17 protein-coding genes and 1 tRNA gene are annotated in these 19,338 nt (G+C 36.3%); 9 read left to right on the top strand and 9 right to left on the bottom strand.

Annotated features, from left to right (window positions below):
- Positions 1–333: 333 nt before the first annotated feature.
- The 5 genes from ACP6PK_RS11480 to ACP6PK_RS11460 form a co-directional block, all read right to left on the bottom strand.
- Positions 334–1,758, bottom strand: a complete 1,425-nt coding sequence (locus tag ACP6PK_RS11480; protein WP_426559714.1) for a cation:proton antiporter — start codon at positions 1,756–1,758, stop codon at positions 334–336.
- Between the two features lie 471 nt (positions 1,759–2,229).
- Positions 2,230–3,039 carry a carbon-nitrogen hydrolase family protein gene (locus ACP6PK_RS11475; RefSeq protein ID WP_426559713.1) on the bottom strand — a complete coding sequence of 270 codons (810 nt, stop codon included), beginning with the start codon at positions 3,037–3,039 and terminating at the stop codon, positions 2,230–2,232.
- A 556-nt stretch (positions 3,040–3,595) separates the two neighbouring features.
- Positions 3,596–3,721 carry a photosystem I reaction center subunit IX gene (gene psaJ / locus ACP6PK_RS11470; protein ID WP_094673647.1) on the bottom strand — a complete coding sequence of 42 codons (126 nt, stop codon included), beginning with the start codon at positions 3,719–3,721 and terminating at the stop codon, positions 3,596–3,598.
- Positions 3,722–4,040: 319 nt separating this feature from the next.
- Positions 4,041–4,529: a Photosystem I reaction center subunit III gene (locus ACP6PK_RS11465; protein WP_426559712.1), complete on the bottom strand. Its 489-nt coding sequence runs from the start codon at positions 4,527–4,529 to the stop codon at positions 4,041–4,043.
- A gap of 304 nt (positions 4,530–4,833) precedes the next feature.
- A complete protein-coding gene (locus tag ACP6PK_RS11460) occupies positions 4,834–6,069 on the bottom strand; it encodes an RNA-guided endonuclease InsQ/TnpB family protein (RefSeq protein WP_426559711.1) in 1,236 nt (411 codons plus the stop codon).
- A 651-nt stretch (positions 6,070–6,720) separates the two neighbouring features.
- Here ACP6PK_RS11460 and tsaD point away from each other — a divergent pair.
- Positions 6,721–7,776 (top strand): tRNA (adenosine(37)-N6)-threonylcarbamoyltransferase complex transferase subunit TsaD, encoded by a 1,056-nt coding sequence (gene tsaD / locus ACP6PK_RS11455; protein ID WP_426559715.1) that lies wholly within the window; start codon positions 6,721–6,723, stop codon positions 7,774–7,776.
- Between the two features lie 487 nt (positions 7,777–8,263).
- On the opposite strand, the gene ACP6PK_RS11450 is transcribed toward tsaD, so the two are convergent.
- A complete protein-coding gene (locus ACP6PK_RS11450) occupies positions 8,264–8,503 on the bottom strand; it encodes a hypothetical protein (protein WP_426559710.1) in 240 nt (79 codons plus the stop codon).
- A gap of 349 nt (positions 8,504–8,852) precedes the next feature.
- Here ACP6PK_RS11450 and ACP6PK_RS11445 point away from each other — a divergent pair, with 349 nt between their 5' ends.
- Positions 8,853–9,371, top strand: coding sequence for a GNAT family N-acetyltransferase (locus tag ACP6PK_RS11445; RefSeq protein ID WP_094671787.1), 519 nt, complete (start codon positions 8,853–8,855; stop codon positions 9,369–9,371).
- A gap of 457 nt (positions 9,372–9,828) precedes the next feature.
- Here the strand turns inward: ACP6PK_RS11445 and ACP6PK_RS11440 are convergent, their stop codons facing one another.
- Together ACP6PK_RS11440 and ACP6PK_RS11435 are read right to left on the bottom strand one after the other, a co-directional pair.
- Positions 9,829–10,674 (bottom strand): alpha/beta fold hydrolase, encoded by an 846-nt coding sequence (locus ACP6PK_RS11440; RefSeq protein ID WP_094671786.1) that lies wholly within the window; start codon positions 10,672–10,674, stop codon positions 9,829–9,831.
- A gap of 798 nt (positions 10,675–11,472) precedes the next feature.
- Entirely contained in the window at positions 11,473–12,198 is a 726-nt protein-coding gene (locus tag ACP6PK_RS11435; RefSeq protein ID WP_426547008.1) for a hypothetical protein, read from the bottom strand.
- Positions 12,199–12,271: 73 nt separating this feature from the next.
- Between ACP6PK_RS11435 and ACP6PK_RS11430 the strand changes: the two genes are divergently transcribed.
- The 7 genes from ACP6PK_RS11430 (at position 12,272) to ACP6PK_RS11400 (ending at position 18,676) form a co-directional block, all read left to right on the top strand.
- Positions 12,272–12,823 carry a GNAT family N-acetyltransferase gene (locus tag ACP6PK_RS11430; RefSeq protein WP_094671759.1) on the top strand — a complete coding sequence of 184 codons (552 nt, stop codon included), beginning with the start codon at positions 12,272–12,274 and terminating at the stop codon, positions 12,821–12,823.
- 400 nt (positions 12,824–13,223) lie between these two features.
- A tRNA-Pro gene (locus ACP6PK_RS11425) sits at positions 13,224–13,297 on the top strand.
- Between the two features lie 1,105 nt (positions 13,298–14,402).
- The gene (locus tag ACP6PK_RS11420; protein ID WP_426559709.1) at positions 14,403–15,164 is read left to right on the top strand and encodes a Tic22 family protein; all 762 of its coding nucleotides are present in this window, start codon (positions 14,403–14,405) and stop codon (positions 15,162–15,164) included.
- A 27-nt stretch (positions 15,165–15,191) separates the two neighbouring features.
- The gene (gene prmC / locus ACP6PK_RS11415; protein ID WP_426559708.1) at positions 15,192–16,097 is read left to right on the top strand and encodes a peptide chain release factor N(5)-glutamine methyltransferase; all 906 of its coding nucleotides are present in this window, start codon (positions 15,192–15,194) and stop codon (positions 16,095–16,097) included.
- A 294-nt stretch (positions 16,098–16,391) separates the two neighbouring features.
- Positions 16,392–16,541, top strand: a complete 150-nt coding sequence (locus ACP6PK_RS11410; RefSeq protein ID WP_168186438.1) for a hypothetical protein — start codon at positions 16,392–16,394, stop codon at positions 16,539–16,541.
- A gap of 435 nt (positions 16,542–16,976) precedes the next feature.
- On the top strand, positions 16,977–17,564 hold the full coding sequence (locus tag ACP6PK_RS11405; protein WP_094673125.1) for an L-threonylcarbamoyladenylate synthase: 588 nt from the start codon (positions 16,977–16,979) through the stop codon (positions 17,562–17,564).
- A 167-nt stretch (positions 17,565–17,731) separates the two neighbouring features.
- The gene (locus ACP6PK_RS11400) at positions 17,732–18,676 is read left to right on the top strand and encodes a sensor histidine kinase (protein WP_426559707.1); all 945 of its coding nucleotides are present in this window, start codon (positions 17,732–17,734) and stop codon (positions 18,674–18,676) included.
- On the opposite strand, the gene ACP6PK_RS11395 is transcribed toward ACP6PK_RS11400, so the two are convergent.
- Positions 18,648–19,163 carry a GNAT family N-acetyltransferase gene (locus tag ACP6PK_RS11395; protein ID WP_094673123.1) on the bottom strand — a complete coding sequence of 172 codons (516 nt, stop codon included), beginning with the start codon at positions 19,161–19,163 and terminating at the stop codon, positions 18,648–18,650. The two genes, ACP6PK_RS11400 and ACP6PK_RS11395, sit on opposite strands and share 29 nt — an antisense overlap.
- Positions 19,164–19,338 lie beyond the last annotated feature (175 nt).

Here is a 19,338-nt window from a genome sequence, read left to right as displayed (position 1 = left end):
ACCAGTATCTCTAACTAAACCCAGCGGCTTGAAATTCAGTTATCAGTTACCAGTACCTCTAACTAAACCCAGAGACTTGAAATATTGAATCGAATATTTTTTTCATCCCCTTAAAGATGTAAATTTTGACCAAAAAATAAGGTCAAAATTTACACCTTTTATTAATTGTATTGGCATGAAAAATAGGCGTTGCTGATTTTAGGTATAGAGTTCATAACTCAGGAAAATGAAGAGTAATTAATCAGGTAAAACCATATATTCTCCCAACTCAGATTTGGAAAAAACCCCTCTTTCTTCTGAGGTATCATACCAACATTCAGCAACGCCCCAAAATTAACCCGAAGTTTCTGGTACTTCTTCTGCTTCTCCTTCTGCTTCTCCAAACACTACTCGCAGTAGGGGAGGCGCTAAGAATGTTGTAATAATTACCATAAGAATAATTGCTACATCCAAAGCTGGAGATAAAGCACCACTAGCAGAACCAACTGAGGCAAATACTAAACCCACTTCACCCCGTGGCACCATACCAACACCAATAGCTAAACGGTTAACTGAACCTAAACCAAATACACTAAAACCACAGGCAACCTTACCAACAATGGCAACTACTATTAAAAAGATAGCAATTACTAAACCTTCACGGTTAGTAGGAATAGCTGGGTTAAGCACCCCTAGATTAGTTTTTGTTCCCACAGTAACGAAGAAAATAGGAACAATAACATCAGAAATAGGACGAATTAGTTCTTCCAATTCTCGTCCGACTTCTGATTCATCTAAATTATCTAAAACTAATCCAGCAGCAAAAGCTCCCAATATAGCTTCCAAATGGATAGCAGTACCAATGTAAGACATAAATAATGCAATAGTCAAAGCTGGAATAACTGCTCGCCCACGGGTTTTGAATTTTTCACCAAAGAAAACAAAAGTGTCATTGAAGAAACGACCTAGTAATATTGCACCCACCAAAAATACACTAGCACTAACAATTAGATAGACAACGTTGATGACATCTACTTCGCCAGTTTTTGCTAAACTTGCTACCACTGCCAGGATAATAATACCCATAACATCATCTATAACTGCAGCACCAAGAATAATTTGACCTTCTTGTGTGTTGAGACGGTTAATTTCTGCTAGTACCCTAGAAGTTATACCAATACTGGTCGCTGTAAGTGCTGCTCCGGCAAAAATTGCTGGTACTGCTGAGACATGGAATATTAGCATCATTCCTGCCGTACCAGCTACAAATGGCAAGGTCACTCCGACAGTTGCTACAACTAATGACTGAATACCAACTTGCATTAAGTCTCTAATGTTAGATTCTAGACCAATTTCAAACAACAAAATTATGACACCTAGTTCTGCTAGAACTTCTAGTACCTCACTTTGGACTTGAAATGTAGCCTCGGCAGCATCAGGAGCTAAACCTGCTGTTGATTGTAAGATGCTAATAATTACTGACGAAGAACTATCAGCCCCACTTTCTGGAAAAATTACTAAGTTTAGGGCGGAAATACCGATAACCACACCTCCGACCAGTTCTCCTAATACTGGTGGAAAACCTAGCCAGTTAAAAAATTCGCCCCCTGCTTTACTAGCTATGTAAATGGCCACTAAACTCAGAAGCACTCCTGCTACTACCATTGCTGGTTCGGCTTCTGTTTCTGTAGCCGTAGCCAATATTGGTTGAATATTGCTCGATAAAGGAAATAAGAAAATTTCACTAAACAAATTGGACCCTGCCATTGAAGTAAACATTAAATCTTTCTAAATCAATCTGATTTATTTAATTTAGCAGGACTTTGGCTACAGAGGGTTAGTATTTGGGGTATAAAAATATTTTGTAGTGGTTATAAAAGATACTAGAGTTAGGCTTTTTATAGTTGGAGATATCTATATATAGAGGTTGCTGAATAAATCTGAAGTGCAAGAAGATGAGTATTTGAGTCTCAAAAATGTTGCATTTTTACGAAAATTCTCCAAAAAAAGGCATCATCGTAGAGATTAAAACTATTTTTTTCAGCCAACCCTATATAGAACCCATTTGGTATCTAGTTGTGTACTTAAATAGGGGTGGGGAGTGTGGGGAGTGTGGGGAGATGGGGTGTATTAGACCTCTCATTTTATCCCAAATCCAATTAATTATTACCCATTTTTTATCAATTACTTCTCCCTCCAACCTATTTTCTGGAGATACCAAATGCCTTCTATAGAAATTTATTTTTACAATTAAAACACTCTATGCTGAAGAGATGGCATTTGTCTACGAACTTGTTCTAGGCGAGTAGGGTCAATTTCTGCGATCGCCACCCCTGGTTTGTCCCCAGTATCTGCCAAAATTACACCCCAAGGGTCAACTATCATTGCATGGCCATGAGTTTGTCTTCTGCCGTAGTGATTACCTGTTTGAGCTGGGGCGATAATATAACAGGTATTTTCTATGGCCCGCGCTTGGAGTAATACTTGCCAGTGGTCTTTTCCTGTATATGCGGTGAAAGCTGCTGGTATAAATAAAACTTCAGCTCCTGCACTGGATAGATGTCGGTATAGTTCGGGAAATCTTACATCATAGCATACTGATATACCTAAATTACCATAATCTTTGGATGGATAAACTGATGGTAGTTGAGTACCTGCCTTGACTGTCTTTGATTCTCGATAGGTATTACCGTCGGGTAAGTTAACGTCAAATAAATGTGCTTTTTCGTACCTTGCTACTTCTATTCCATTAGGTTCAATTAAAGATGCAACATTGTAGACTTTGCCATCTGTTGTCGGTACTGGATACCCACCTCCTAAAATTGTAATTTGGTATTTTTGAGCAATTGTTTTGAGAAATTTTTCACTTGCTGTGGCGATCGCTTCTGCTTGAGATATTTTCTCTTCTTCTTCACCTAAGAAGGGAAAATTTTCGGGCAAGGTAACTAATTCTGCACCTTGACGGATAGCTAAGTCTATTAATTCTTCTGCTTGTGCTAAATTTTTTGACAAGTCAGGTACGCTTGTCATTGATATTGCGGCAGCGATATAGGATTTCATATAGGTAAATTGATAATTGATAATTAATAATTAATCCTCAGAGGTTTAAAGCCTCTCCTTTTCAGGAGAAAACACAAATAAGATTTCCGTACTTGATTCTATCCTCTCAGTTTTAACCAGAGGTAATTAATGATTAATAATTAATAATTGATAATTCATAGATATAGCATTTCCCAAGAAGCGTGAGGTACAAATATTAAATATAAAACCTTTGTAGCACAAGCATCTTGCCTGTTATAGGCAGACCTCAATCAGACGGAATACGCTGTAGTTTTGATTTATCCATGTTTTAACCAGAAGTAATTGATAATTGATAATTAGAGATATTTTTCATTATCTATTATCCATTAAGGATGGTGTCAGAAATCAAATTTTCAACTGTATTTAGTTGAGAATATTGATTTCTGTATTCACCACCATTTTTAAACTTGCAATTTAGGCTAAATTTGAGCTGAATCTTTTGTCAGATTATTACACTCAATCTGAATCTTTCGATACTGTAGATAATTCAGACAAACAAATTTTTACTTAACTCAAAATGTTAACTTTTTTGCGTTTACATTGGATGGAAAAGCAGGTCTGGGAAAAAGCGATTAAATTCGATTAAAACTCCGGCTGTGACAGTCATCCAAATTGCAGCCAAAACAGGGGCTGTGGACAGATATTTAAGTAAGTCTTGCATGAATATTTCTCCTGAAACTGATTTTTAAATCAGATATTGTTCAGCCAATGTTAATTAGCTATCAGCTTTTAGCATTTCCTGATGGAATGCTCGGCAAACACCTATCAGCTTTTATTAGGTAAAATTCCCAAAAACTATTGTTTATGAGAGGTTTAAATCCCCTTTTTGCACATTTAAAAAAATGATCTTGCTGATTACTGATTATTGATTGCTGATCGCCTCTTTTAAAACATTGTTTTAGATAAGGTTGGTAACTATTAATTAGTATTTTTATACTGACTAAAATTACCTAATTTTAACTGCTTCTTTGCTCACTTTTCTAGCGAGGGGAAACAGTAATTTCGTCATCTTTAGCAAACATTTTGCCAGAGGTATATTCCCCAAATGCCGCCAGAGGCCATAAAAAGCCACCTAGCATTTTTTGGATTGCTAAAGGTACGTCAATAATAATCTCTTTTTCTTCTGTATTTTTCTCAGATTTAATTGTTTGAAGATAGGAACGACCTACCCAACCAATCCAACCTGTAATATACAAGAATAAAATGCCAGGAATGGTGAAGTCACCAGCATGACTCCAACTTCCATCTACTATTAAATGAGGTAGACCGTCTTCTCCACAAAGTTGTTGGGAATAACGTTCAAATCGTTTTGTACCAGATTCGGGATCGTCGGTAGTAGGACGAGCATTTTCAGCTAGTGCTTGAAAAGCAGGTGATTCTGAACAAGGTACTAAGTTATATGCTGATGCTGTAGGTACACAAGTTACCCAAAGACTAATGGCTAAAACTAAAGCCAACAATCGTCTCATGGAATTGTTTCCTTTTATTACAAAGTGTTGACAATTATCCATACTTCTGTTGCTAAATCAAGCTGAAAGTAGGGATTTTCTAATTAAGATTTTCCCAACTCCAAAAGCGATTGTTTTGAAGTGGTATTCTTGAGTTTACAATCAAGATTTTCTGTTTCGATAAATGCGAGGTAGGCCAATATTTATGTAATACCTTCTGCATCTTCTCCACAGACATTTTTACCACGATGTGCGCCACCGCAAGTATTTCTTGTTTGTCTGATTCTACAATAGTTACTAAAAATATAGTCAAATATAACATCAACTAATTTTTAGCTTGATTAGGAGTTATCCTAACTGGACGAACTACAACGCCCTCTATCCCTTCATCAAAGATTGTTGGGATTACTTTTCTCATGATGTTATAGGACCCATTTACATCTGCATTTATCCTGATTTTTGAGCCTTTTTGCTTGTACATTCCTCTTGATTCTCGATAACCACTAAACTCATATTTTTCCCCGTTTTCTTCTCCATATCTAGGGATATAATCTAATGACAAAAAACTTGCACGGGATGTATAACTTTCTTCACTTACAATCACTTTAATTCCCGCCATTTCTCCTTTGTATTTTAACATTTCGACAAAACGAGCATGAGGTATATTTACAAATGATTGATTATTTTTTTTGGTATTATTTACCCATTGTTTCCATAAGGGATTTTTGCCAATAATTAATTGCCCGATTCCCCATTTCTCCAAATGGTTTATTATCCATCTGCTACAGACATGAAGATAATTTTCTATTTGATTATTTCGTTTAGCTGTTAATCTTTGAATCTGATTTGATGTACTCAATTCCTCTTGCAGTTTACTCTGTAATTTAGCCCTAGTTTTGTTATAGAATTGATTGATACTTTTTAGCACCCGTCCGTTAACCAGTATGGGTGTAAATCCTTTTTGGTTTGATGTTAACGCTGCTAAATTATCTACTCCTATATCGATGGCTGCCACTGCTTTAGGATTCTTTACCTTAGATTTACTAAATCTTTCATAGACTACCTCTATTACATACTGTTTTAGTTTCGGAATTACTCTCACACAAGCAATATTTTCTGCCTGAGTCGGGAATTCTATCTCAGTTTTTGAGAGTTTTATTTTCCCTTTAGTTAGACTCAGCTTACTAATTGCTTGAATGGTATAAACCAATAAATTTCTCCCTTTGATTTTATCTTTATATTTGGGGAGCTTTGGTCGCCCTGTAAATTTATTTGGGTTTTCTTTATGGGCTTTACTGGCTGCGAAAAAACTCTGCCAATTTTTGTCTAATATTCTTAGTATTTGTTGACTTACTTTACTTGGTAAGGCTCGATAATCTGGACTCTTTTTGATTTGATTATATACCTGATTAGAGTTTAAATAAGTTTGGTTAAAAATCCAAGATTGACGCACCAAATAATTAGCATAGTTATAGAGATTTTTGGAAAGAAAACACAATTTATCTACCTCTTTCCAATGTTGATGACTTTGTTTAATTATATGTTTCTCAACTAATCTCATTGGTTGACTCTTCAATTATTTTTTCGGTTTTTTCTTAATTCATAAAGTTGGGAATAAGAGACTGTTTGTAAAACAAGTATTAAGATAGCTTAGAGTGACTGAAGTCTAAAATAGGTAAGACTTCAAAAGGTTAAAATCTGGTAAATATCCAGAGGTGGAAAGGTACATACTATTCCTAGATTTTTAAGTGACAAATAGTTGTCTTAATTTCTTATTACCTGTTTCCACCTTCTGTGTTAAGTGTTCCCTATCTCCTTTTTATATTTCCTGATACATTCAATCTCTAATTAATGATGTAATTATTGCCATTAAATCTGGCATCAATTCATCTTTGCTATTGTCAGCATTGCAACCGAGATAGTTTAGCTTCAAAGGTCTGGCAAGACTGAGCTGCCTTCAAATACTTAACCAGTAGATAAGGTAGCTAGAGATTTTACACATAAATCAACACCAACAACATCTACTGATTTCTCAGTCAAATGTTTTTTGCTGGTTATTTGGGTATATTTCAGTCTTAAACCCTAGTAACATAAAATAGATAATTGTTGATTTTTGTGGATAGTACCAGATTATAGGTAACAGTTACAAGCCCCAACAATAAATTTATTTAGTGCTAATATTTTGACTATATTAATATCAATTTATCAAGCAATGACAAGGGTTTTAGCTATAGAAACAAGTTGTGATGAAACATCTGTGGCAATTGTTAAGAATAATCAAGTTTTAAGTAATATTGTAAAGTCACAAATTAATATTCATAGTTTTTATGGAGGTGTAGTTCCAGAAGTAGCCTCACGGCAACATTTAGAAATAATTAATCAGGCGATCGCTCAGGCTTTGATAGAGGCGGATTTAGATTGGCCAGATATTGATGGTATTGGAGCTACTTGTGCCCCTGGTTTAGTTGGCGCTTTGTTAGTTGGTCTAACGGCAGCAAAAACTCTAGCTATTGTCCATGAAAAGCCATTTGTGGGAATCCATCATTTAGAAGGTCATATTTATGCAACTTATCTGGAGCAACCGGACTTAAAACCACCTTTTCTGTGTTTGTTGGTTTCTGGAGGCCATACCAGTTTGATTTATGTCAAAGACTGTGGGGAATATGAAACTTTAGGGCAAACAAGAGATGATGCAGCAGGAGAAGCTTTTGACAAAGTAGCTAGATTATTAAAGCTTGGCTATCCGGGTGGACCAATAATTGATAAATTAGCAGCAGAAGGGAATAAATTAGCCTTTGCTCTTCCTGAAGGAAAAATTTCTTTGCCAGGAGGAGGTTATCATCCTTATGACTTTAGTTTCAGTGGACTAAAAACTGCAGTATTGCGATTAGTCCAGAAATTAGAAAAAGAGGATAATGAGTTATTATCTCAGTCTTCGGTAACTAAGGACATTGCAGCCAGCTTTCAGGAAACTGTAGCGAAAGGCTTAACAAAAAGAGCGATCGCCTGTGCGTCAGACTATGGCTTAAATACAATTGCTATTGGTGGGGGTGTAGCAGCTAATAGTGGTTTGCGATGGCACTTAAGTAGAGCAGCAGCGAGTCATAATTTGCAGGTATTATTTCCGCCACTAAAATTCTGTACGGATAATGCGGCCATGATTGGTTGTGCTGCGGCTGACCATCTAAGTCGAGGCCATATTTCATCTTTGAACTTAGGAGCTAGTTCTCGAATGGCTATTCAAGATGTGATGGAGTTATATAAATAGGACTTACGCACTAGACGATACATATAGCGTTAAAAACTATAACGTTATAGTTTTCAAACTCTATATATAGTACCTTTGCGTAAGTCCTGATAAATTTAATTTAGTTTAGCTATCAATCTAGCAATCCTATTTGAGTTGTAATATCTGATTGTAGGGGTTTGGTCTCCAAACCAAGGTGAAAATGGGATTTGGAAACCAAACCCCTAGAGCTTTTTAGATTTATTATGTATCTTGAAATATCCAAAAAGAATATTTGCTAGGAAGTGGGGAAGAGAGATAAATTTTAAGAGTGTTAGGATTTACCAAAAGACAAGATATATAGCGTTCACAACTATAACGTTATAGTTTTTTAACTCTATATATAGTACCTTTGCGGAAGTTATGAGTTTATGAGTCAGCAAGAGAAGAGGATTTTGATTACGTCTAAATTAATGAGACTTGATATTACTACTTTTGCCTATTACCTTTTTTTTTGCCAAGGCTATTTTTACCAATGGATAATTAATAATTGATAATTGATAATTGATAATGGATAATTGATAATTGATAATGGATAATTGATAATGGATAATTGATAATTGATAATTAATAATTGATAATTGATAATTGATAATGAAAGAGTTTTTTTAATCTCTAATTTTCTCTCCCTATTTCTATCTAACTCTAAATATGCTCGAATTAGGGTTTGCTGATTAAATCTCAAAGGATTGAAATCTAAAGGCTGCATTTTTGGAGTCTAAAAAAGTATGAGGTTTTTATCTCCTAGAGCTGCAAAAAGTTAGTATTTAGGGCGTAAAAATTCGGAAAAATTGAGGAACAATTCTTCCGACTACTTACTCTTTAATTCTCCATTCCTTCATTCCTCCTGACTCCTACCCTTACCCATAAGACTTTTTTAGCAAACCCTAATTATCCATTATCCATTATTCATTAATGAAATATCCAAAATTATGATTACTAGATAGCTTTCTAGAAGTGATAAATAACTATAAAAGAAGTAAAAAAATAAATTTTATGTTTTACCTAATGTCAAATTTTTTTCTACACAACTTAAAAATATGACTGCTACATCAGTAATGAAAATTAGAAATGCAGAAGCAAAAGATTTAACTGTAATTGTAGAAATTTATAATGCTTCAATTCCTAGTCGTATTGCTGCTGCAGATTTGGAACTTATATCGGTTGAGAGTCGTATTTCCTGGTATCAAGAACATTCACCAGATAGTCGTCCTATTTTAGTTGTAGAACTAGATGATCAAGTTATTGGATGGCTAAGTTTTCAGTCTTTTTATGGCAGACCAGCCTACAAAGCCACCGCAGAAGTAAGTATATATGTTTCTCCTGAATATAAAGGTCAAGGCATAGGAAAAAAATTACTTTCCGAGGCAATTTATCGTAGTCCTCAGTTGGGAATTAAGACTTTACTCGGCTTTATTTTTGCTCATAATATTCCTAGTTTAAATTTATTTGATAAATTTGGTTTTGAACGTTGGGGTTATTTACCAAAAGTAGCTGATTTAGATGGTATCAAGCGAGATTTAGTAATTGTAGGGCTTCATCTTGAGGAAGGAGAAAATAAGGATAAGAGTGAATAAGAGTGGATATATTCAAAATAAAAAAGTCAACATTCAGCGCTCAGTTATTAGCTTCATTACCTTGAAATTAGAGAGTAAAATTTAAAGCTTGATATTTATTAATCCTTTTATTCAGTAGTTTTGGTTACATCATTGTTTTTGACGATTGCTGAAAGTAGCAATTTTTTTAATTCTTTAGGACAATTTTTATAAATTTGGTATTGGTCTTATACGAAGCCTAAAAAAAGAATGTTATGAATAATAAGGAGAGTTAAAATACTTTGGGGAAGGATGTCTGTTTGAATAAAAGAAGGTATTAAATCCTTAAAATGATGTTTAAACTATTTATTCTGACTCATGACTTCTTGAGCAGTAACCCAACTATTTGTAGCAAAAATTTATCAAACTGCTATTAGAGGCTATCTGTCCCAATTATTATCAATGTGCAGCAACCTTTTTTTCCAATTTTTATCATAATTCATGGCAAAAGACTTTTAATCTGGGTAGCCAAAATATCAGGTTTTTCTAACATTGATAGATGACCACATTCAGGAATTTCTAGGACATTTGCACCGCAACCTTGAAACATCCAGTGAAAACTAGCTAAATGTTGTACATATTTAGGCTCCATAATTGTATCTTTAGCTCCCACAATAAAGTAAACTGGTTGTTTTAATTCTGATACTATTTGTGGCAATTGATGAACCTCTGATTCTGTAGTAGATTCTAATAAACTTCCCAGGGAAGCTTCATAAGATGCAGCAACGAAATCGAATAATAGTTGTTTTCCCCATTTTCGAGAGAGGGGAGTAACCACTTGAGTCTTAGTATATATTTGTTCAATCAAAGGTAGATAAGGTAGCCAACGAGGCCGAAATTTAATTATTTGTGCCCCTGCGAATCTAAATCGCTCAAATTCTTCTTTGAGATAAATTCCACCACCAGAGTTAATACAGACTACTGCTTTGATAATGTCGAAGATTTTATATGCTCCATGTAAAGCAATAGTTCCTCCCAAAGAATGTCCTATTAAGCAGGCACTAGAGATGTTAAGTTTTTCTAGTAGTATTGCCAAATCTTCAATATAAGAGGTAGGACTGTAGGTAGAAACTAATTTTTTTTGGGTTGAATGGATTTGAGAATCGCCGAATCCACGCAAGTCGTAAGATAAACACTGGTAATCTCCTGATAGTCTTTGGATCAAAGGTTGCCAGTAGTTACGGCTTAAGAGCCAGCCATGCATAAATACAAGTACATGGGGAAATTGAGTGGGGTTAGTCAATTCATAGGTGTGTGGAACCCCTCGAATATCTATAGTTGCCATATTTTTATTTTAAGTAGGACTTGCTGAAACAGTCTTATGAGTGAGGGTGGGAGTCAGGAGTCGTAGGGGCGTTTCATGTCGCGCAGCGAAACGGCCGTTAGCTTCGCATAACTATCGTTAACCCCCGTACAGGAGTCAGGAGTTAGAATAAATGGGAATTATACAGGAGGTAGGATTCATTAATTGATAATAGATAATTACCTCTGGTAAAAACCAAGAGGATTAATTAGAGTTTGCTGAAAAAGTCTTATGGGTGAGGGTAGGAGTCAACCCACCCCTGCCCCTCCCAGCTATCCATTACCCACATCTTTCTTAAGATAAAACTTGACAAAATAGACAAGTTATGGGTGAGTCTTGGTTCGGTCTTTTCGGGAGAAAAATATATGAAAAAACACATTTTTTTTTGATAATTTAAGTATTGTAAAGTATTATTACTTGCCTACTATGATTCTTTCTCCTTTCTCCCCTGCTCCCTGCTCCCCTGCTCCCCACAAGCTTTTCAGGAGTTATGGGTAAGGGATAGCCCTCCCAGGAGGGGAGTCAGGAGTCAACCAACCCCCGCCCCTCCTGGGAGGGGAAGTCATGAGGAATGGGGAATTTAGAGGAGGTAGGAAGAAGAATTATCCCTTGATTTTTCTGCCAATAGTCAACCTAAAATCCTAACTTTTTAAGCTCCCTAGAACGAAAACCTTGTACTTTTTCAAGACCTAAAAAGGCTAAAACTTTTATCTATCAAAGCTTTGATATTTAATCAGCAAACCCTAATTATTAATTATTAATTATTAATTATTAATTAATTTAGTACCTTTCTCCCATCAATCTCTGTCGCACACCTTCAGCGATTTTGTGGCCTAGGTATTCTGGAATCAAACTTTCATTTGGCCCCAGAAGATAAAGAATGAGACGAGTTCGCCCACGCCAAACTAACAAGTTGGCATTAACTACTAATAAATCTTCCTGCCAGATGGCATACATGACTTTGTAGAATAGACCAGGTTGATTATCAGCTTCAATTAATAGTGCTGGTAGATGAAATACAGGATCGACATAAAATTCTGTTGCTACTTCCTCTAAACCACTATCTAGATTAAATTCTACAGCCAACATTTCTTCTACCTCAAAGTGGCCTGCTAGTGATTCACGGATGGCCCGACAAACATTTTCTGAGGTTTTCTCTGTTAATGCTTTGCCCCCCCGAGATATAACTAATTTGATAAAGACCAACATTGGTGGGTAAATTTGTCCATAAAGACTAAGACTATGAATAGTTAGTCCGTACGCAGCTAATACTCCAAAAATATCACTGAGTAAGAATGATTGATTTCGGTAGGTAAAGTGCAAGGCACTTTTACTGCTTTCTGGTTTTAGCTCTATTACAGCTTGTTTGCTTTTATACAATTGATATGCTAGTTTAAGGTTTTGCAGTTGAATATCACTACTGACAAATTGTTCATAAAACTGTGGAAACGCTCGGTTGAAGCGCTTTAGCAGTTCTAGTGTTGATGATTTTAAACCCGGAGCCATAATCGAAGAGAGGGAACGGGATATATACTATCTAATAATGTCATCCAATTTCTACTAACTTAACCACGCCTGCATGGGTTTCTGGAAAAATTTGTTTACCGGTTCTGAGTCAACATCTCAGTCTCAAAATTTAGATTATGAAAGATACACAACTATTGGGGGACAAGATGCTTCTTCTCAAGCTGTTCGTTCTCCTGATAGAACTAATGGGCGTATCTTTTTTAGTACGGATCGAGATATAGATATCTATGAACTCGAAGAGCTTTGTAATGCTGTTGGTTGGTCTCGTCGCCCATTGCGTAAAGTCAAAAAGGCCATTCAACATAGTTTTCTTGTGGTCTCTATGTGGCAAATGCGAGGCAGTCAGCGAAGACTGATTGGTTTTGCAAGAGCAACATCTGACCATGCTTTTAATGCCACTCTTTGGGATGTGGTTGTTCATCCTGACTTCCAAAGCAAGGGCTTGGGAAAAGCATTGATGAATTACATAATCAAAAAACTTCGTAGTGAGGATATAAGTAACATTACTTTATTTGCAGACCCTCATGTTGTTGATTTTTACCGAAATTTAGGTTTTATTTCTGACCCAGAGGGAATTAAAGGAATGTTCTGGTATCCTGATTAGCTGTTTTTGAGTTGATTGGATATGGCTAACTGAGTCATATTATCATGATTAATCTAGAATTTAGATTTTTGACCAGGGACATTTTGCCTGCTTTGATTTTTGTATATAATTGTGTCAAATGGAATAATAGTTAGCTTAGTAAGCTTGATTAAAAGTTATTTATTTGTTGAAAAACAATAATAAATACTAATGATTGGCAACGACAATACTGGATAATCAGTTAGATTTAGGTGCAAGTCCAGGCCATTAATTACCATCTATCTAGATAATTTATAGGATTTTTGTTCCTAAAAATTTCCTGAATATACCTACAGGTCTGATTTTGGTAATTTTTTCCAATTTTTTTTTCACAAAGCTTGCACAAAGATATAAAATTGAGCTATAATAATTTTAGTTCAATCGGGATGTAGCGCAGTTTGGTAGCGCGCCTGCTTTGGGAGCAGGATGTCGCAGGTTCAAATCCTGTCATCCCGATATATTAATAAATATAATTAACCTAAATCTGAAAATTAAGTATCAGCTTAGGAAAATTTATATCAAGGTTGCTTGAAGACCTAAACTCTTCCTCCAGAAAGAGTGGTATGGGAAAACTAATCAATCTTGAAGTTTTCACTGTAGTGTCCCAAAATACAGGGAATAAGGCTGCTGGGCTAACAGTGTTTAGGGGAGCCGTCGGATTGGCGATGTACTGTTGAGTGACCGTAAGACCAGAAAAAGCTTCTGTCCACGATCCTGGTTCGCCAGAAGCAGAAACTTAAATCGCGTTTCCCTACATGACATAAAAAGGGTAGTGGTGCATAGTACGGTTGAGAAATGCCGCGTTATCGCTCAAGCTTAATTTCAGGAGGATTTCAATAAGTTAACTATATTACATCAGCACTAACAGGATGTAACTTATAACAAGTTAATCACACCTAATTTGATTGATGTCAAAAAAATGGCAAAACTTGAGGAAAATGCTTTTTTCTAATGCTGTGATTTAGTAAATATCCTCAATCTAGGAATAAGGAATACCTAGGCAGATTAAGCTCTCTTATTTCAGAAAGTATTTCATTTTTTTTCAGCTTCAGCAAATGAAATATTTGTGTTATACTCAACTAGAGTTATAATTATTTGGCCATACATCAGAAATCATACTCTTAATTTAAGAGTGTTTCTAAATTTAGTGACTTGGTAAATATACCATAGATTACTGTTGATATAGGATAATAATTTTTGTAGAGTTATTATCAGTGAATAACAAAATAATTTAATTTTATGATTAACGATAAATCTGGTTCAGCTTAAATAATTGATGGTTTGAATGGTTGAACTTTCTAGAGAATAAATGATTTTTTGAGATTAATAAAAAATAGTTAGATAGATGTTTTGCCAAGAAGAGTAAAAAAGATTCTGAATCGGATTTTTATAGAATAAACCCTTGTCATAATTGGCCTGATATTGGTCTTTGAAAAACATTAAATCATATTAATTAGTCGCAGATTGAACGAAAAACTGAAGTGTTTTTTGCATTTATTTTGTGGTTGTTTGATGTTCATAGTTTTTGAAATTGCAATATTTTAAGAAAACAGGAGAATTTATGAAGTCATTAGTTCGCTTAAGTGCAGTATTAGGAATAGTGGCTAGCACTTTGATAGGACCATCCCTGAAAGATATGTCTGCATTAGCACTGCCTGAGAAAGAAGTTTTACAGAAGTTAACTCCTGTACCTGTCTTTACGATCACCGATCAAAATGGCTCTCCTCTTGTAGCTTCGATTAAAAGAGAAGGTAATGACGATAATTCTTCTGTGGCGGGAGTTTTTATTAGTAAGAGTGATGCAGATGCTTTTGTTAATAAATTAAAAGGAGAAAATCCTGATTTAGCTGCTACGGTTAAGGTTGTCCCTGTCTCTCTGGGTGAAGTTTATGAAATGAGCCAATCTACACAACAGAATGGTCAGAAACTACAATTTGCTTATGTTCCGATCAAAAGGCAGGTTGAATCTGCTAAAGCTTTACTTGAGCAAAGTGGTCAGGATGTTAACCAGTTTAATGGGGTACCTTTGTTTATCGCTAAGGGTGGACCTGATGATGGATATTTGACGATTCAGCGGGGGGAAAAGCAAGTTATTCCTATGTTTTTTAATAAGGAAGATTTGCAAGGAATGTTGGAGCGGGCTAAAACTCAACAACCTGATGTTTTTTCTTCTGTGAAGATTGAGGTTGTGAATCTTGAGGGTGTGATTAATGCTTTGGAGAATGATGACGATCCTTTCTTGGAAAAAATTATTTTTATTCCTCCACGGGAGTCTTTAGAGTTTGTACAAAAGTTAAAACAATCTGGTAATTCTGGTAATTAATAAGTTGATATTCTTGGCGATCGATAGATGGATTTTTCCTGGAAGTGTGTGGTTTCAGGTCTAGAACTTTGGCGATGGTATTGTCAGACTAAGACTGATGCTTTGAGGCTAGGTATATCTGTTGCTGAGGTTGATTTATTGTTACAGGAGTTTGCTGGACTGGATAGATTAACGCTGCGTTTGGAGTCTTTTAAAGATTGGCCTAATGTTTCAATGAAGCTTTCTTTAGTTGAGTTGGATGGTCTTTGGCGCCGACGTTTGGAGGATAGGGTTCCGCTTCAATATTTAACTGGGGTTACTTATTGGCGGAATTTTTGTTTGGAGGTGGGTTCTGGGGTTTTGATACCTAGACCGGAAACTGAGTGTTTAATCGATCTGGTTGTGGTTGCTACGAATGCTGTTTTGGATCTTGGACAAGGAATTTGGGTGGATCTGGGTACTGGTAGTGGGGCGATCGCTTGTGGTCTAGCGGATATCTTGACAGATGCTTCGATTTATGCTGTTGATTGTAGTCCGGCAGCTTTGGCTATTGCTAGACAGAATGCTGTTAAGTTGGGTTTGGCTCATAGAATTAATTTCTATGAGGGTTCTTGGTGGCAACCTCTGGAGCATCTGCGGGGTCGGGTGAGTGGGATGGTGGCTAATCCTCCTTATATTCCTAGTGGTATGATTTCTACTTTGCAAGTAGAGGTTAGGAAGCATGAGCCTCGTTTGGCTCTTGATGGTGGTGTTGATGGCCTAGATTGTATTAGATTTTTAGTTGAAACGGCTCCACTATATTTGGTTTCTGGTGGTGTTTGGTTGGTGGAGATGATGGATGGACAAGGGGAAAAGGTGGCTAAAATGTTGGAAGATAATGGAGCTTATTGTCGGGTTGAGATTTTTCCGGATCTTGAGGGGGTCGATCGCTTTGTTATGGCTTATTTGAAGTAGCACTCAGCACTTAGCTAGCTTCCTGGGTCGGAACTCTGTTAACAGCCATCAGTTTCTCAAGGTGTCCCTATTAACAGGCACCACTCACTATAGTGGGGGACTTAAACTATTGAATTTTTAGCGGTCTTGCTAAATGCTATTTGCGGAGCATTCCTTCAGGAAAAGCTTATAGCTACTTAAAGTAATAATCATTTTCTTAAGCTCCCCTGGTGGAAGCTTTTTTTGCTAGAGATGCTGACATTACCTAAAATTTTTCAAAAAATTAAAAAATGAAAATCAAAATTAATTTATTTCGTGTCTATTGAGGTTCTAATTAAAGGAGGAATTTCTGGTAAGATTATGGGCTTTCTTACTGATATTGTACCAACACTGGCAGCTCGACCTGAGAAAGCAGATTTAATTTTTCAAGCGAAAGGTCGCAGTCAAGATAAACCTTTAATTTGAATGAGGGTTGACTAACGTAACTGCTTGGGATAATTGAATCTGAAGCTTAAATCATTTTCTTAAGCTCCCCTGGCTGAAGCTTTTTTTGCTAGAGATGCTGACATTACCTAAAATTTTTCAAAAAATTAAAAAATGAAAATCAAAATTAATTTATTTCGTGTCTATTGAGATTCTAATTAAAGGAGGAATTTCTGGTGAGATTATGGGCTTTCTTACTAACATTGTACCAACAGTGGCAGCTCGACCTGACAGAGGAGATTTAATTTTTGTCTCACTAAAGATAAACCTTTAATTTTAATGGGGGCAACTGCTTGGGATAATTGAATCTGAAGCTTAAATCATTTTCTTAAGCTCCCCTGGCTGAAGCTTTTTTTGCTACAGATGCTGGAATTACCTAAAATTTTTCAAAAAATTAAAAAATGAAAATCAAAATAAATGAGTTTAGTACCTATTGATGTTCTAATTGAGGGAGCGATTTCTGGTAATTTAGTAAGTTTTCCTACTGATACTGTACCAGCATTAGCAGCTCGACCTGAGAAAGCAGATTTAATTTTTCAAGCGAAAGGCCGCAGTCAAGATAAACCTTTGATTTTAATGGGTGCAACTGCTGAATCTTTGTGGCCTTATGTTGATGGAAGTGATGAAGAGTTACAGTTATGGCAAGGGGTGGCTGAAGAGTATTGGCCGGGGCAGTTGACTTTGGTGCTGCCTGCTGCCGAAATAGTGCCTAGGGTAATGAATCCTGTTAATCCCACTACAATTGGACTGAGGATTCCTAATTGCGATATTGCTAGAGAGATAATGGCTAAAACTGGACCTTTAGCGACTACGAGTGCTAATTTATCAGGCCAGCCGACCTTAGAGCGAATGGCAGAAATTAGTAGTCAATTTCCAGATGTGTTGGTTCTTTCGTTGTACCAAAGTCAGGAGATGAGGTTGGCTTCTGGGGTCCCTTCGACTGTTGCTAAGTGGAATGGAATTGCTGGTTGGGAAATTTTGCGTCAGGGAGCGGTAAAGTTGTAGCGCTACGCGCAAGTCAAAAGTCAGTAGGGGCGAATGGCCATTCGCCCGTACAAAAGTCAAAAGTAATCCCTGATGCTTGGAGAGAGCATTTATAAATGTCCGCGCCCTATTTGCATAGTGCTATAAAATTTTAAGGTACTGTTAAAAAATTTAGTATTTTTAGTGGAATGGGTTGGAACGATTTTTTCTTTTTGGCATTAGGATTTGGATTGGGGTTAATAGTTAGTAGGTTATGGTCTAGGCAAGAAAGTCAGAATTTATCAATGTCTTCTGTGGTGTCATCTCCTGAAGAATCTAATTCTGATTCTGAGGAGGTTGAGAATATTTTAGAGCAACTGAAACATACTCAACTAGCATATCAAATGGCTTCTGAAATGAGTAAGTTTAAGGCTGGTTTTTTGGCTCGAACTGCTCATGAGTTGCGATCGCCGATTAATAGTATGATTGGTGGACTACAGTTAGTTATTTCTGATTTAGCTGATGATCCGGAGGAGGAACGTGAGTTTGTAAACCAAGCTTATAATTCTGCTTTGAAAACTTTGGGGTTAATGGATGAGATTATTTATGTGGCTAAAACGGAACATGGTACTGAGAGGGTAAATATAGAGTCGCTGCAGCTAAGTCAGGTGTTTGAGGCGGTGGAAAATTTAACTTATATGCAGGCTGCTAACCGTAGTATTCGTTTGCAAATATCACCTCCTGAAGCGGATGTTTATGTTTTGGCGGATGAGTCTTGTCTGAAGCAGGTTTTGGTGAGTTTGATTGATACGGCGATCGCTCAAATGGATGAAGGTAGTGTGAATGTTTCTGTTCATCCTGCTGAGGAGTCTGGTTATGTTCATATTTGGATTGACGATCAACGTTCTGTTAGTGCTTGGAGTGAGTCTTGGGATTTACTCAAGCATAATCATAATCTTGAGGAGAAAGCTGAAAAAAATATGAGTGCTGATTTTCAGCTTTCTCCTGGTATGAGGTTGTTAATGAATCAAACTTTGTTGGGAATGATGAATGGACGTTTGGAGGTTCTGGCGACTCCTTCTGAGGGTGAGGAGTCTAATTTCAATCGGACTCAATGTTCGATTCCTATGAGTAGAGAGGGTGGTGAGAGTTAAGTTTCTGTGGCAAGTAGTGATGTTTATTTCTAGTGGTTAATTCGATTTCTCCTTCTATGGGTTGATTGTGCAATATCATTGTTGTGGTTTGATTTTGTTGAAATCCGATTCGTTTGTAGAAGTTTTGTTGATAGGTTGTCATTAGGTAAACTCTTTCTACATGACACATTCGTGGATGACTTAAGATTGTTTCAACTAATTTTCGTCCTAGTCCTCCTCCTTGATAGTTTGGGTGAATTACTATATCCCAAATTGTACCTCTGTAGACGCAATCTGATGTGGCGCGACCAAAACCTATCATTGTTTTGTTATTCCATACGCTGACGACTGGGCTGCTGTTGGCAATGGCTATTTCTAAGTCTTCTATTTTTCTATTTTTTGCCCAGATAGCTGCTGAATTAAATAATGCTATGAGTTGGGGAATGTCTACTTTTGAGTGACCTTCGCAGAATTGGATATGACGGTAATCTCTGGTAGTATTTTTCATATTTTTTAGTCAGCTCTCTATAGTTTCAATTTACTCAATTTATGTTTAGATTGAATATTGGTTGGGGCTAACTTTTACCTAGATTTAAGCATTTTTGTATGCTGAAAAATAGATAAAATTAATAAATTCTTTTGATTTTTTTCTAGTGTAGATTATTGTACTCTCCTTCTTTTCT

The sequence above is a fragment of the Dapis hubbardiae BLCC-M172 genome (genome assembly GCF_050016015.1).
Lineage (GTDB): Bacteria > Cyanobacteriota > Cyanobacteriia > Cyanobacteriales > Microcoleaceae > Trichodesmium.
Note: the sequence above shows the minus strand (reverse complement) of the source record. Positions and strands in the feature narration are given on the sequence as shown.

What these genes read in the sequence shown, in the direction of transcription:
- ACP6PK_RS11480 (WP_426559714.1), bottom strand. Translation starts at nt 1,758, where the DNA reads ATGTTTACTTCAATGGCAGGGTCCAATTTGTTTAGTGAAATTTTCTTA.
- ACP6PK_RS11475 (WP_426559713.1), bottom strand. Translation starts at nt 3,039, where the DNA reads ATGAAATCCTATATCGCTGCCGCAATATCAATGACAAGCGTACCTGAC.
- psaJ (WP_094673647.1), bottom strand. Translation starts at nt 3,721, where the DNA reads ATGCAAGACTTACTTAAATATCTGTCCACAGCCCCTGTTTTGGCTGCA.
- ACP6PK_RS11465 (WP_426559712.1), bottom strand. Translation starts at nt 4,529, where the DNA reads ATGAGACGATTGTTGGCTTTAGTTTTAGCCATTAGTCTTTGGGTAACT.
- ACP6PK_RS11460 (WP_426559711.1), bottom strand. Translation starts at nt 6,069, where the DNA reads ATGAGATTAGTTGAGAAACATATAATTAAACAAAGTCATCAACATTGG.
- tsaD (WP_426559715.1), top strand. Translation starts at nt 6,721, where the DNA reads ATGACAAGGGTTTTAGCTATAGAAACAAGTTGTGATGAAACATCTGTG.
- ACP6PK_RS11450 (WP_426559710.1), bottom strand. Translation starts at nt 8,503, where the DNA reads ATGCAGCCTTTAGATTTCAATCCTTTGAGATTTAATCAGCAAACCCTA.
- ACP6PK_RS11445 (WP_094671787.1), top strand. Translation starts at nt 8,853, where the DNA reads ATGAAAATTAGAAATGCAGAAGCAAAAGATTTAACTGTAATTGTAGAA.
- ACP6PK_RS11440 (WP_094671786.1), bottom strand. Translation starts at nt 10,674, where the DNA reads ATGGCAACTATAGATATTCGAGGGGTTCCACACACCTATGAATTGACT.
- ACP6PK_RS11435 (WP_426547008.1), bottom strand. Translation starts at nt 12,198, where the DNA reads ATGGCTCCGGGTTTAAAATCATCAACACTAGAACTGCTAAAGCGCTTC.
- ACP6PK_RS11430 (WP_094671759.1), top strand. Translation starts at nt 12,272, where the DNA reads ATGGGTTTCTGGAAAAATTTGTTTACCGGTTCTGAGTCAACATCTCAG.
- ACP6PK_RS11420 (WP_426559709.1), top strand. Translation starts at nt 14,403, where the DNA reads ATGAAGTCATTAGTTCGCTTAAGTGCAGTATTAGGAATAGTGGCTAGC.
- prmC (WP_426559708.1), top strand. Translation starts at nt 15,192, where the DNA reads ATGGATTTTTCCTGGAAGTGTGTGGTTTCAGGTCTAGAACTTTGGCGA.
- ACP6PK_RS11405 (WP_094673125.1), top strand. Translation starts at nt 16,977, where the DNA reads ATGAGTTTAGTACCTATTGATGTTCTAATTGAGGGAGCGATTTCTGGT.
- ACP6PK_RS11400 (WP_426559707.1), top strand. Translation starts at nt 17,732, where the DNA reads ATGGGTTGGAACGATTTTTTCTTTTTGGCATTAGGATTTGGATTGGGG.
- ACP6PK_RS11395 (WP_094673123.1), bottom strand. Translation starts at nt 19,163, where the DNA reads ATGAAAAATACTACCAGAGATTACCGTCATATCCAATTCTGCGAAGGT.